The sequence below is a fragment of the Zhengella mangrovi genome (genome assembly GCF_002727065.1).
Lineage (GTDB): Bacteria > Pseudomonadota > Alphaproteobacteria > Rhizobiales > Rhizobiaceae > Zhengella > Zhengella mangrovi.
The window spans coordinates 208,051-220,468 of the sequence record NZ_PDVP01000005.1 but is presented as its reverse complement, the minus strand read 5'-3'; the positions used below and the strand labels follow the sequence as shown (position 1 = coordinate 220,468).

The 12,418-nt window shown below is 65.4% G+C and carries 12 protein-coding genes; 8 read left to right on the top strand and 4 right to left on the bottom strand.

The window, feature by feature from the left end; translation table 11 throughout:
• Positions 1-43: 43 nt before the first annotated feature.
• Complete coding sequence (locus CSC94_RS11415; RefSeq protein ID WP_099306466.1) at positions 44-1,177, bottom strand: site-specific DNA-methyltransferase; 1,134 nt, start codon at positions 1,175-1,177, stop codon at positions 44-46.
• 150 nt (positions 1,178-1,327) lie between these two features.
• Here CSC94_RS11415 and CSC94_RS11410 point away from each other — a divergent pair, with 150 nt between their 5' ends.
• Together CSC94_RS11410 and CSC94_RS11405 are read left to right on the top strand one after the other, a co-directional pair.
• Entirely contained in the window at positions 1,328-1,909 is a 582-nt protein-coding gene (locus tag CSC94_RS11410; RefSeq protein WP_099306465.1) for a hypothetical protein, read from the top strand.
• 113 nt (positions 1,910-2,022) lie between these two features.
• Positions 2,023-2,712, top strand: a complete 690-nt coding sequence (locus tag CSC94_RS11405) for an HAD family hydrolase (protein WP_099306464.1) — start codon at positions 2,023-2,025, stop codon at positions 2,710-2,712.
• 15 nt (positions 2,713-2,727) lie between these two features.
• Here the strand turns inward: CSC94_RS11405 and CSC94_RS11400 are convergent, their stop codons facing one another.
• Entirely contained in the window at positions 2,728-3,282 is a 555-nt protein-coding gene (locus CSC94_RS11400) for a hypothetical protein (protein WP_099306463.1), read from the bottom strand.
• A 143-nt stretch (positions 3,283-3,425) separates the two neighbouring features.
• On the opposite strand from CSC94_RS11400, the gene thrC reads away from it, so the two are divergent.
• Genes thrC through CSC94_RS11380 form a run of 4 tightly spaced genes read left to right on the top strand, consistent with a single transcriptional unit; the run spans position 3,426 to position 9,634 of the window.
• Positions 3,426-4,823: a threonine synthase gene (gene thrC, locus CSC94_RS11395; RefSeq protein WP_099306462.1), complete on the top strand. Its 1,398-nt coding sequence runs from the start codon at positions 3,426-3,428 to the stop codon at positions 4,821-4,823.
• Positions 4,824-4,838: 15 nt separating this feature from the next.
• Positions 4,839-6,134 (top strand): M16 family metallopeptidase, encoded by a 1,296-nt coding sequence (locus tag CSC94_RS11390; RefSeq protein ID WP_099306461.1) that lies wholly within the window; start codon positions 4,839-4,841, stop codon positions 6,132-6,134.
• A gap of 18 nt (positions 6,135-6,152) precedes the next feature.
• Positions 6,153-6,752 (top strand): GNAT family N-acetyltransferase, encoded by a 600-nt coding sequence (locus tag CSC94_RS11385; protein ID WP_099306460.1) that lies wholly within the window; start codon positions 6,153-6,155, stop codon positions 6,750-6,752.
• A 26-nt stretch (positions 6,753-6,778) separates the two neighbouring features.
• A complete protein-coding gene (locus CSC94_RS11380) occupies positions 6,779-9,634 on the top strand; it encodes an EAL domain-containing protein (RefSeq protein WP_099306493.1) in 2,856 nt (951 codons plus the stop codon).
• A gap of 59 nt (positions 9,635-9,693) precedes the next feature.
• On the opposite strand, the gene CSC94_RS11375 is transcribed toward CSC94_RS11380, so the two are convergent.
• Positions 9,694-10,272: a YqgE/AlgH family protein gene (locus CSC94_RS11375; protein WP_099306459.1), complete on the bottom strand. Its 579-nt coding sequence runs from the start codon at positions 10,270-10,272 to the stop codon at positions 9,694-9,696.
• A 230-nt stretch (positions 10,273-10,502) separates the two neighbouring features.
• Here CSC94_RS11375 and CSC94_RS11370 point away from each other — a divergent pair, with 230 nt between their 5' ends.
• Both CSC94_RS11370 and CSC94_RS11365 read left to right on the top strand, forming a co-directional pair.
• Positions 10,503-11,300 (top strand): protein-disulfide reductase DsbD domain-containing protein, encoded by a 798-nt coding sequence (locus CSC94_RS11370; RefSeq protein ID WP_165784403.1) that lies wholly within the window; start codon positions 10,503-10,505, stop codon positions 11,298-11,300.
• 105 nt (positions 11,301-11,405) lie between these two features.
• A complete protein-coding gene (locus tag CSC94_RS11365; RefSeq protein ID WP_099306457.1) occupies positions 11,406-11,891 on the top strand; it encodes a peroxiredoxin in 486 nt (161 codons plus the stop codon).
• Positions 11,892-11,914: 23 nt separating this feature from the next.
• Here the strand turns inward: CSC94_RS11365 and CSC94_RS11360 are convergent, their stop codons facing one another.
• The gene (locus CSC94_RS11360) at positions 11,915-12,358 is read right to left on the bottom strand and encodes an Lrp/AsnC family transcriptional regulator (protein ID WP_099306456.1); all 444 of its coding nucleotides are present in this window, start codon (positions 12,356-12,358) and stop codon (positions 11,915-11,917) included.
• Between the last annotated feature and the right edge of the window lie 60 nt (positions 12,359-12,418).

The following is a 12,418-nucleotide window of genomic DNA, read 5'->3' as shown; positions in this document are numbered from 1 at the left end:
AGACTGGAGGGAACCGGCGGACGTGTTGCTTGTCCGCCCGGGCTCAGCCTTCGGCCGCGGCCATGGCGGTGCGGATTTCCTCGCGCAGCGCGTCGATGGGATGAAGCCGGCCGTCCTTCTCGAAGTGCCAGAAGGTCCAGCCGTTGCAGGCCTCGAACCCCTGGACCAGCGCGCCGGTGCGATGGATCGAGCCCTCGTGCGGGCCGCTCGACAGCGTCCCGTCGGCACGCACCGTCGCGTTCCAGCGCTTCTTGTGATCGGTCAGGGTCATGCCGGGCTTCACGAGGCCGGATTCCAGCAGCGACAGGAAGGCGATGCGGGGCGCCGACCGCTTGGGCTGCAGCTGCTTCAATTCTGCGCCATCAAGGCGTCGCACCCCGGCGATGCGGGCCGATGCGGCGTCGATATAGGACTGCTCGCGCTCGATGCCGACGAAATGCCGGCCGAGCATGCGCGCCACCGCGCCGGTGGTGCCGGTGCCGAAGAAGGGATCGAGGACCACGTCGCCCGGTTTCGTCGTGGCGCTGAGGATGCGTGCCAGCAGGGCCTCCGGCTTCTGCGTGGGATGGACCTTGTTGCCCTCGCCATCCTTCAGGCGCTCGCCGCCATTGCAGATGGGAAACAGCCAGTCGGAACGCATCTGCACGTCGTCATTGGCCGCCTTCATGGCCTCGTAATTGAAGGTATAGCCCTTGGCGTTCTGGTCGCGCGTGGCCCAGATCAGCGTTTCGTGGGCGTTCTGGAAGCGCTTGCCGCGGAAATTCGGCATCGGGTTGGCCTTGCGCCAGATGACATCGTTGAGGATCCAGAAGCCAAGGTCCTGCAGCGTGGCGCCGACACGGAAGATGTTGTGATAGGAACCGATGACCCAGAGCGTGCCGGACGGCTTCAGCACGCGGCGCGCGGCCAGAAGCCAGGCGCGGGTGAAGGCGTCATAGGCCTGGAAGCTGTCGAACTGGTCCCAGTGATCGTCCACGGCGTCGACGCGCGACTGGTCGGGGCGATGCAACGTGCCTTCAAGCTGCAGGTTGTAGGGCGGATCGGCGAAGATCATGTCGACCGACTTTTCCGGCAGGCGGTCGAGCGCGGCCACGCAATCGCCCTTGAGGATCGTATCGATCCAGTCGGCCTTCCTGGACGTCGGAGTCAAATCATCGACTAGTCGAATAGCGGTCATGAACGCACCTGGTTACGCATTACGCAAGAACTGCGATCATGGTTACCGGTCGTGGTGAACATCCGGTTAAGGCAAAGCATCCAATTGCCAGTTTTCGAAGACCGTGCGAAGACCGCGCGCCCACCGAAACCGATCCTGCGGACCCTGCCAATGTTTCTCCTGCGCCCAGCCCTTTCGTTCTTCGCCCTTCTTCTCGCCAGCGGCATTTCGCAGGCCGGCGACGCGGCGACCTTCCGGGTTCACGCCCTCGCCTATCTCGCCGAGGGCGGACCGGTGATGGAACGGGACGCACCCGTGCACTGGGCCTTCTTCCGGCTTGGCGACGACGGACGGCGCAGCCCGGAGCCGGTGGCGGAAGGCGATGGCGGCGAAGCGGAATTCAGCCTGCCGGCAGGGATCCATGTCGGCGTCGCCAGCCTTGGCGCCCTGCGCAACGAACTGCTCGTCGAGCCGGATGGCGATCACGGGGTCGTGGCGGAGATGATCTTCGATGCGGGGATCCTGACCGTGACCCCGGTGCTGGAAGGCAGTGGCGAGACCTTGTCCGACGCGCGCATCGAGATGATCTATGTCGGAGGACAGGACAAGGGAACCGGGCCGACGACGCGCTATGTCGGCGCCGGCTCGGTCGAGGTGCACGCGGTCGCTGCAGGCGCCAACGTGCGCAAGGACATTCCCGTGAACGCGGGAGAGCGCATCGAAACGACCATTACGGTGCCGGCAGGCACCTGAGGAACTGTTTGCCGGGGTCGCGCTTGAACCTCCCCCTGCGGATCCCTATAACACGTCGTGTCCGGGCCTTTGTGCGCCCGGATTTTGTTTTTCCAGCCAGAAGCGGACCTGCCATGCCTGCCCCCGATCTCGTGATCTTCGACTGCGACGGCGTTCTCGTCGATTCCGAAATCATCGCTGCGCGGGTGGACGCGCAACTGCTGACCGAGGCCGGATACCCGATCGAGGCCGAGGCGATGGCCGAACGGTTCGCCGGGCTGACCTTCACCCAGGCGCTTCAGGAAATCGAGCGGGAAGCGGGCATCGTCTTCCAGCTTTCCATGGTGGCGCGTGCCGACAAGATGATCGACGACCGCCTGAAGCGCGAACTCAAGGCCGTCGAGGGCGCGCGCGAGGCCCTGCTGGCTGCCGGGCCGAAGCGATGCCTGTGCTCCAATTCCAGTGACGAGCGGCTGAAGCTGGAACTGGACAAGACGGGCCTGGCCGCCTTCATCGGCGGACCGGTGTTCTCGGCCAAGAGCCTGGAAGGCGTGCGCGAGAAGCCGGCGCCGGACATCTACCTGCATGCCGCCCGGCAGTCGGGCGCCGACCCGGCCAATTGCTTCGTGCTGGAGGACAGCGTTCATGGCGTGGCCGGCGCAAGGGCCGCGGGCATGCGGGTGATCGGCTTTACCGGCGCCTCGCACACCTACATGGGCCACGGCGACCGGCTGATCGACGCGGGCGCGGAAACCGTGATCAGCAAGCTGTCCGATTTCGCCGCCGTGACGGCCGCGCTTTGTGAATTCGGCGTGCTGGACTGACCGGCCGGCCGCCGGTCACTTGGCCTTGACCGGCCCCTCGTCATAGCCGACGAAAACCTGGTAGTTCGGCCCGCTCGGGCGCGGCAGGTTGACGTTCGGATCGGTAAAGACGAACTGCGTCGTTCCGGCCTGACCGATATCGACCTTGTCCTTGTGCAATTCGGAATAGAGCACCCGATCGCCTTCCACGACGGCGACGCGGATCGGCATCTCGATGGTTCCGGCAGAGCCCTTCGGCCCCAGCACGACACGGCCGGCGACACCGACCTCCATCGTCAGGCCACCATCGACATACTTGCACGAGCGCGACACGTCGGTGATCGAGGCCTGGTAGCGGACGTTGTCGCGATTTCTTTCCGCGCCCTTGGGATAGGTTGAAAAATATGCCGTACCCTCGCGCAGGCTGACACGCGGGCAATAGGCCTGCAACTCGTCCTGCGTCACCTTTTCCGTCGGCGGCGCATCCTTGCGCGACACATCCAGCGTCCCGGCGGTGTCCGAGGACTGACAGGCGGAGAGGACGACCGCGAAACCAAACACGGCGACCTGAAAGAGAACACGCTTCGACATCACCCGCAAAAACCCTTCAATCGCACTTCCATGTCATAAACGACATGCTCTATACCAGCGCCGCAGCGAAATTGCGACAGGCGGCGGCAACAGAGCCGGTATGGCGCATTCCGCAGGAACAGAAAAGGAAAACGGCAGTGACGATGCGATATGTCAGCACGCGGGGCCAGGCGCCCGTTCTCGGTTTCAGCGACGCGCTGCTGGCCGGACTCGCCCGTGACGGCGGCCTCTACGTGCCCGAAACCTGGCCGCAGTTTTCCGCCGACGACATCCGCGCCATGCGTGGACTGCCCTATCCCGAGCTGGCCATCAGGGTGCTGTGGCCGTTCACCGGCGGCGAAATGGAGCGCGACGCCTTCGAGGCCATCGTCCGCGAGGCCTATGCGACATTCCGCCACGACGCGGTGTGCCCGATCGTGCAGACCGGATCCAACGAGTTCGTGCTGGAGCTTTTCCACGGACCGACGCTGGCCTTCAAGGACGTGGCGATGCAGTTGCTGGCACGGCTCATGGACCACGTGCTGGCAGCGCGCGGCGAGCGGGCGACCATCGTTGGCGCCACGTCGGGCGACACCGGCGGCGCGGCCATTGACGCCTTTGCCGGGCGAGAGCGCACCGACATCTTCATCCTGTTTCCGGAAGGCCGCGTGTCGCCGGTGCAGCAGCGCCAGATGACGACGTCGACCGCGTCCAACGTTCATGCGCTGGCGATCAAGGGCAATTTCGACGATTGCCAGAACCACGTGAAGGCGATGTTCAACCACCACGCTTTCCGCGATTCGATGCGGCTGTCCGGGGTCAACTCGATCAACTGGGCGCGCATCATGGCGCAGATCGTCTATTATTTCTCCTCGGCGCTGTCGCTGGGTGCGCCGGACCGCCCGGTGAGCTTCACGGTCCCGACCGGGAATTTCGGCGACATCTTCGCAGGCTATTGCGCGAAACGCATGGGCCTGCCGGTGGAGCGCCTCGTCATCGCGACGAACGACAACGACATCCTGGCGCGCACGCTGGCGACCGGACGCTACGAGATGCGCGGCGTGACGGCGACGACGTCCCCGTCGATGGACATCCAGATCTCGTCCAATTTCGAGCGGCTGCTGTTCGAGGCCGGCGGGCGTGACGGCGCGGCGGTGCGCGCCGCCATGGACAGCCTGAAGCAGTCCGGAGCCTTCGAGATCGCGCCCGGCACGCTGGCGGCGATCCGCTCCGGCTTTGCCGCCGGCCGGTCGACACAGGACGAGACCGCGGCGACGATCGCCACGGTGCTGGAAAATTCCGGCTACCTCCTCGATCCGCATTCGGCGGCGGGCATGAAGGTATCCCGCGAGCACGGCGATCCCGAGGTGCCGATGGTCGTGCTTGCCACCGCCCACCCGGCGAAATTCCCGGACGCGGTCAGGGCCGCCTGTGGCGTGGAGCCCGCCCTGCCCGCCTGGCTATCGGACCTGATGGAACGAAAAGAGAGTTTCGCCGTCCTTCCATCGGACGAAAAAATGTTGGAAGATCATGTTAGCCGCCACACGAGAGCGGCAAACTAGGGAGAAGGGTTTTTCATGGGCGTGGAAGTCAGCCGTCTGTCGAACGGCCTCGTGGTCGCGACCGAGACCATGCCGCACATCGAAAGCGTGACGCTCGGCGTCTGGATCAAGTCCGGGTCGCGCAACGAACGCGACGACGAGCATGGCATCGCCCACCTGCTGGAGCACATGGCCTTCAAGGGAACCGGCAGCCGGTCCGCGCGCCAGATCGCCACGGACATCGAGGATGTCGGCGGCGAGATCAACGCGGCGACGAGCGTGGAAACGACCTCCTTTTACGCGCGGGTCCTCAAGGACGACGTGCCGCTGGCGGTGGATATCCTGGCCGACATCCTGACGGATTCGCGGTTCGACCCGGTGGAACTGGAGCGCGAGCAGCACGTGATCCTGCAGGAGATCGGCGCAGCGCATGACACGCCCGACGACATCGTCTTCGACCGCTTCACCGAGACGGCGTTCCGTCACCAGACCATCGGCCGGTCGATCCTGGGCACCAAGGACACGGTTCAGGGTTTCACATCGCAGCGCCTGCGCGACTACATGGAACGCCAGTACGGCGCCGATCGGATGATCCTGGTGGCCGCCGGTGGCGTGGACCACGACAAGTTCGTGCGCGAGGCGGAGAAGAAGTTCGGACATTTCCGCGCCAAGGCCGCCGCGCCCTTCCCGCCCTACGCCCATTACGTGGGCGGCGACTACCGCGAAAGCCGCGACCTGATGGACGCGCAGATCCTGCTCGGCTTCGAGGGCCGGGCCTACCACGTGCGGGATTTCTACGCCTCGCAGATCCTGTCCTCGATCCTCGGCGGCGGCATGTCGTCGCGCCTCTTCCAGGAAGTGCGCGAGACGCGCGGTCTCTGCTACTCGGTCTACGCCTTCCACTGGGGCTTCTCGGATACCGGGGTGTTCGGCGTTCACGCCGCCACCGGCGCGGAAGACATCGCCGAACTGGTGCCGGTGCTGCTCGACGAATTGCGCAAGACGAGCGACCACATCGGCCAGGACGAACTGGACCGGGCGCGGGCGCAATACCGCGCGGCGCTGGCCATGAGCCGCGAGAGCGCGACGAGCCGGGCCAGCCAGATCGCGCGGCAGATGCTTCTCTTCGGCCGGCCGATCGACAGCGACGAGCTGATGGACCGGCTGTCGAAGATCACCGTGGAAAGGCTCACAGACCTGGCACAACGCCTGTTCGGCGGCATCCAGCCGACCATCGCCGCGATCGGCCCGATCGACACGCTGCCGCATTACGAGGCGGTGGCCGGCGCACTCGGATCCGGGTCCGGTGACCTGCGGCGCCTGGCCGTCTGACGGCCGGAGCCGGCCGCGATGCTGACGCTGCCCGGCCTGCGGCCTTCCGGTCCGGTCCTGGTTCACGAACGCGTGCTGCTGCGCCGGCCTGAAACATCCGATCATGCGGCTTGGGCAGCGCTGAGAACCGAGAGCCGTGCCTTCCTGGAACCCTGGGAGCCGGAATGGCCGCCGGACGATCTCGACCGCCCGGCGTGGAAGGAGCGCATGCGGCGCTATCGCGCGGACATCGCGCAGGGAACCGGGATGCCCTTCTTCGTCTTCATCGACGGCGGTCGCGTGCTGGCCGGCGGCATCAGCATCGGCAACATCCGCCGCGGCGTCGCGCAATCGGGGCAGATCGGCTACTGGATGGGCGCGCGCCACGCCGGCCAGGGCCTGATGGCGGAAGCGCTTGAGGCCCTTGTCCGTCATGCCTTCGGGGAACTCGGGTTGCACCGGCTCGAAGCTGCCTGTATTCCCGGCAACAACCGATCGATGCGCGTGCTTGAAAAAGCCGGATTCGAGCGCGAAGGACTGCTTCGATCCTACTTGAGAATCGCCGGCTCGTGGCGAGACCACATCCTATACGCGCGGATCGACGACCGCGCGGAAACAAACGGGGCAAGAATCGGGTGACCGGGGCAAAAGCCATCTTCGCGCGCATGATCATGGTTCTCGCCATGTTCGCGATCCTGCCTTGCGTCAGCGCAAGCGCATTCGAAGCCATCAAGATCAGCCGCGACGACGTGGCGCTCGACCTGTCGCAGGCCGTCGACATCTACCGGGGCCGCGGACCGAGCTTCCAGACCTCGACAGCTCCGGGCGCCGACGGCATTGTCCGACGCATCGAGGTGGAGGCCCTGGAGCCGGAAACGAGCACCGACTGGGCCGTTTTCGCCATTGCCAACCCGACCGACCAGCAGCTCGACCGCATCATCGTGGCGCCGCACTACCGGCTGCCGGGGTCCGGGCTGTTCTGGCCCGATCTCGGCTCGCGGCGCATCGTCAACATCACGCCGTCGGAAGGCTTCGCGCTCGACCGTGAGGATGCCCCGGATGCCGATGTCTTCTACGTGACGATCAACCCAGGCGCGGTGATCACGTTCGTGGCCGAGCTCGCCTCGTCGCGCCTGCCGCAGGTCTATCTCTGGGAGCCGGACGCCTACAAGGATTCGATCAACTCCTACACGCTGTTCCGCGGCATCGTGATCGGGATCGCCGGCCTGTTGGCGCTGTTCCTGACGATCCTGTTCGTGGTCAAGGGAACAACCCTTTTTCCCGCCACCGCCGCACTGGCCTGGGCGGTTCTGGCCTATGTTTCCATCGACTTCGGGTTCCTGAACCGGGTCATCGACATTTCGCCCGGCAGCGAGCAGATCTGGCGCGCCGGGTCCGAGGTGGCGCTGGCGCTGACGCTCGTCCTGTTCCTGTTCAGCTACCTGAACCTCAATCGCTGGCACATGCACTTTGCCTATGGCGCGGTGCTCTGGGTGCTGATGCTGATGGGCCTTGCCGGCGTCGCCGTTTTCGACCCGCCCGTGGCCGCCGGCATTTCCCGCTTCTCGTTCGCGCTGACCGCCGCCGTGGGCCTCGGACTCATCATCTACCTGTCGCTGCAGGCCTATGACCGGGCGATCATGCTCATCCCGAGCTGGCTGCTGACGCTGGCCTGGCTGGTGGGCGGCTGGATGACCGTGACCGGGATGATCGACAACGACATCATCCAGCCGGCACTCGGCGGCGGCCTCATCCTCATCGTGCTCCTGATCGGCTTCACGGTGATGCAGCATGCGTTTTCCGGCGGTGCGCTGCACCAGGGGCTGTTCTCCGACATGGAACGGCAGGCGCTGGCAATTTCCGGGTCCGGCTACATGGTGTTCGACTGGGACGTCGCACGCGACCGCGTGGTCACCCGTCCCGACGTCTGCAAGCAGATGGGCCTGCCGGCCGACACGTTGCGCGGCCCTGCCCGCAACTGGCTGCCCATCCTGCACCCGGACGACCGCGACCATTTCCGCACCACGCTGGACATGGTGCTGGAGCACCGGCGCGGGCGCATTCACCAGGCCTTCCGCCTGCGTGGTGCCGATGGCCACTACCAGTATTTCGTGCTGCGCGCGCGCCCGGTGATCGGCTCGGACGGCGAGGTGATCCGCTGCGTCGGCACGCTGGCCGATGTCACCGAGCAGAAGAAGGCCGAGGAGCGCCTGCTGCACGACGCCGTCCACGACAACCTGACCGGACTGCCGACGCGCGAACTGTTCATGAGCCGGCTGGAAGGAATCATCGCCATTGCCCAGACGGAGGAGACGGTCAAGCCGACCATCTTCGTCATCGACGTGGACCGGTTCAAGCAGGTCAACGAAAGCCTCGGCATTTCGGCCGGCGATACGATCCTGCTGACGCTGGCGCGCCGCCTGACCCGCCTGCTAAAGCCCAAGGACACGCTGGCGCGCTTTTCCGGCGACCAGTTCGCGCTGGCGCTGCTTTCGGAGCAGGACCCGGCGCGCATCGCTGCCTTCGCCGATGCGGTGCGCAAGGCCATCAGCGCTCCCATCACCTTCGCCAAGCGCGAGATCGTGCTGACCGCCTCGATGGGCCTGGTAACGTGGAGCGGAACACAGGAGACCGCGCAGGACCTGGTCAAGGATGCCGAACTGGCGCTGCACCAGGCCAAGCGTTTCGGCGGCGACCGGATCGAGCCGTTCCGCCCGGCTTTCCGGACCATCGGCACGGACAAGCTGGCGCTGGAAGCCGACTTGCGGCGCGCCATCGAGCGGCAGGAACTGGCGCTCGCCTACCAGCCGATCGTCAGTCTCAAGGACGGCGCGATCGCCGGGTTCGAGGCGCTGGTGCGATGGGAGCATCCACGGCGCGGCACGATTCCGCCGAGCGACTTCATCCCGATCGCCGAAACGACCGGGCTGATCGTGCCGATCGGCCTGTTCGCCATGCAGTCGGCAGCCAGCGACCTGAAATCCTGGCTCGGCGAAACCGCCAAGGACGACCTGTTCGTCTCCGTCAACCTGTCGAGCCGTCAACTGATGCGCCAGGACCTGGTGGCCGATGTCCGCTCCGTGCTGACGCGGACCAACCTGCCGGCCGCCAACTTCCGGCTGGAGCTGACCGAATCGCTGGTGATGAGCAACCCGGAACAGGCCACGTCCGTGCTCAAGCGCCTGCGCGAGATCGGCATCGGCCTGTCGCTGGACGATTTCGGCACCGGGTTCTCGTCGCTGTCCTACCTGACCCGTTTCCCGTTCGACACGCTGAAGATCGACCGCAGCTTCCTGGAAGCGGATTCGCCGCAGCGCCTCGTCCTGCTGCGTTCGATCATTTCCATGGCCGGCAATCTCGGGCTCAAGGTGGTCGCCGAGGGCGTCTCCGACATGCCCGTCGCACAGGATATTGCCGAGGCTGGCTGCGACTACGTGCAAAGCTTCCTGTTCGGCGAACCGATGGAACCGCAGGCGGCACTCCAGGCGATCAAGGAACAGAACCCGCTGGTAGCCGCCTGACAGGGGGCCACAAGCCGGCGCGTCATACGGGTCGGCCGTCGACGCTGCTCCAACGGGGGTCAGGCGTGGCCGGCCTCGGTGCTCAGGAAAACCGGATCGATGCCGAGCCGGTTGAGCGTCAGGTCATAGAGTTCATCGATATCGGCTTCGAAGACGAGGTCCGCCGAGGCCGGGCAGGTCAGCCATCCGTTTGCGCTGATCTCCTGCTCGAGCTGGCCCGGAGACCACCCGGCATAGCCCAGCGCCATGATGGCCTGTTCCGGGCCGCTGCCGCGGGAAATCGCCCGCAGCACGTCGACCGTGGCGGTGAGGCACAGGCCGGACCCGATTTCCATGGACGAATCGGCGGCATAGTCGCCGGTGTGAAGCACGAAACCGCGGCTGCGCTCAACCGGACCGCCATCGCGAACGATCATGTCGCGGGCCGATTGCGGCAGGCGAATGGCATCGGCCTCGCCGATGATGCCGAGCTGGACCAGGAGATCGGGGAACACCATGTCCTGGCGCTTGTTGATCACCAGCCCCATCGCGCCATCGGCGGAATGCGCGCACATGTAGATCACGGTCTTCTCAAACCGCGTGTCCGCCATGCCGGGCATGGCAATCAGGAATTGTCCGTCAAGCCAGTTACCGCTCATATCGTGCCTCCATCGCCGTGAATGCTAGCGCCAAACCGGGGCGCATGGAAAGCCCCCTGCCCGATCAATGTTGTCCGCCCTGCCAGCGGCTATGGCCAACCCCGAAGCGCGGCGGCCGCTGCCGCAGCAGCAAAGATCACGCACGTATCATGCAAACGTCATCGAGACCGTCTTGCATGTCGGGGCTGGCGGGGGCATCAACAATCCATGAGCAACAGCCAATTCCTGCCATGACCCGACTTCGTTTCTCCACGGCGGTTTTCGTTTCGCTGGCGTTCGCCGGCAGTGCCCATGCCGCCAGTTCCGCCTGGCAATCGATGGAAGGCGCCAAACTGCGCCTCGTCACGGAAGACCAGGCCGGACCCGACGGCCTCCTGCGGGGCGCACTGGAAATCCGCCTGCTGCCAGGATGGAAGACGTACTGGCGCGAACCCGGCGATGCCGGCGTGCCGCCGACCCTCACCATCGTCCAGGGCAAGAACGTTACGGGCGTGTCGATGCATTTTCCGGCACCGCACCGCTACAAGGACGAATGGTCCACCTGGGCGGGCTACAGCGAGCCGATGGCCATCGCGCTGGAATTTCCGATCGAAGACCCGGCCATGCCGGTCGCCATGGAAACTTCCGCTTTCCTGGGCATCTGCAAGGACATCTGCATCCCGGTCCAGATGAGTTTCTCACTCCAGGCCGATCCCAGGGCACCGGCCAGCGAGCCGCTGGTCGAGGCTGCGTTCGCGGCGCTCCCCCCGCCGCCCCGGGCAGGGTTTTCGGTGACCGGCGCCCGGCTGAACGACGGGATGTTGACGATCGAGGCCAATGTACCGGCGGGCGAGGCCCTGCCGGACCTGTTCCTGGCTCCCGGGGGCGGCTGGATGCTGGATGTGCCGACGCTCAGCAGGCGGGACGGAGACAAGCTGACCTTCCAGGCCAAGGTGCTCTCAAAGCCAAAGGCAGCGGACGGCCTGTCGGCCGATTTCACGCTGACGAGTGGTGACGAAGCGGTCAGCGGCCAGTTCTCCGTTCCCTGACAATCCGTCCCCCTTTACGTCCGTCGAGCCTGACCTAGATGGCGTGGTGCCCGCCAGTTGGCGCGGCATGCACCGACCCAACCGGAACAAACAGATGAGGATCCCATGACGATTTCGGCCGGCGACAAGCTGCCTGATGCCACCTTCACCGCCTCCACGGCCGACGGGCCGGCGAAACTGTCCACGCAGGATATTTTCGCGGACAAGACGGTGGTTCTGTTCGGCGTGCCGGGCGCCTTCACGCCCACGTGTTCCATGAACCACCTGCCCGGCTTCATCGAGCATCACGATGCCATCAAGGCCAAGGGCGTGGACACGATTGCCGTGGTTGCGGTCAACGACGCATTCGTGATGAAAGCCTGGGAAGACGCGACGGGCGGCAAGGACAAGATCCTCTACCTGGCGGATGGCAGCGGCGCCTTCGCCAAGGCGACCGGCCTCGATATCGACCTGGGTGCAGCAGGCCTGGGCGTGCGCTCGAAGCGCTTCTCGATGATCGTCAAGGACGGCACGGTCAGCGCTCTCAACATCGAGGATTCGCCGGGCAAGGCCGAAGCCTCCAGCGCCGAGGGCATCCTGGCGCAGCTGTGAACCCAGACCGCCGGCCAGCACGCTCAGGCGTGCTGGTTCTTGGTCGATTCCATGACGATGTAGGACGTGATGGAATTGACCTGGGGCAGCAGGCCCAGAACCTCCGTGTGGAACCGCTTGTAGCTGGCGAGGTCCTCGGTCTCGACGCGCAGGAGATATTCCACGGTGCCCGTGACATTGTGGCACTCGGTGACCTGGCCGGCCGTCTGCATGGCGGTTTCAAACGCTTTCTGGGACGCCTTGGAATGGTCGTTGAGGCCAACCGTGACGTAGGCGACGAACCCCTTACCAAGCGCGGCCGGGTTTATGACGGCGCGGTAGCCGGAAATGACGCCGCTGCGTTCCAGTTCCTGGGTCCGGCGCAGGCAGGCGGACGGTGACAGCCCGATCCTCTCGGCCAGGTCGAGATTGCTGATCCGGCCGCGCACCGACAATTCCCGCAATATCTTTCTGTCGATCTCGTCCATTGCCGAACCTGGTTGTGAAAATCGGGCGAACAGCCGAATGTTTGCAATTTCATTTCGCGC

Excerpts from the sequence above, each read along its gene's own strand:
- thrC (WP_099306462.1), top strand. The coding sequence starts at position 3,426 with ATGCGATATGTCAGCACGCGGGGCCAGGCGCCCGTTCTCGGTTTCAGC.
- CSC94_RS11390 (WP_099306461.1), top strand. The coding sequence starts at position 4,839 with ATGGGCGTGGAAGTCAGCCGTCTGTCGAACGGCCTCGTGGTCGCGACC.
- CSC94_RS11365 (WP_099306457.1), top strand. The coding sequence starts at position 11,406 with ATGACGATTTCGGCCGGCGACAAGCTGCCTGATGCCACCTTCACCGCC.
- CSC94_RS11405 (WP_099306464.1), top strand. The coding sequence starts at position 2,023 with ATGCCTGCCCCCGATCTCGTGATCTTCGACTGCGACGGCGTTCTCGTC.
- CSC94_RS11380 (WP_099306493.1), top strand. The coding sequence starts at position 6,779 with ATGATCATGGTTCTCGCCATGTTCGCGATCCTGCCTTGCGTCAGCGCA.
- CSC94_RS11360 (WP_099306456.1), bottom strand. The coding sequence starts at position 12,358 with ATGGACGAGATCGACAGAAAGATATTGCGGGAATTGTCGGTGCGCGGC.
- CSC94_RS11375 (WP_099306459.1), bottom strand. The coding sequence starts at position 10,272 with ATGAGCGGTAACTGGCTTGACGGACAATTCCTGATTGCCATGCCCGGC.
- CSC94_RS11400 (WP_099306463.1), bottom strand. The coding sequence starts at position 3,282 with ATGTCGAAGCGTGTTCTCTTTCAGGTCGCCGTGTTTGGTTTCGCGGTC.
- CSC94_RS11415 (WP_099306466.1), bottom strand. The coding sequence starts at position 1,177 with ATGACCGCTATTCGACTAGTCGATGATTTGACTCCGACGTCCAGGAAG.
- CSC94_RS11410 (WP_099306465.1), top strand. The coding sequence starts at position 1,328 with ATGTTTCTCCTGCGCCCAGCCCTTTCGTTCTTCGCCCTTCTTCTCGCC.
- CSC94_RS11370 (WP_165784403.1), top strand. The coding sequence starts at position 10,503 with ATGACCCGACTTCGTTTCTCCACGGCGGTTTTCGTTTCGCTGGCGTTC.
- CSC94_RS11385 (WP_099306460.1), top strand. The coding sequence starts at position 6,153 with ATGCTGACGCTGCCCGGCCTGCGGCCTTCCGGTCCGGTCCTGGTTCAC.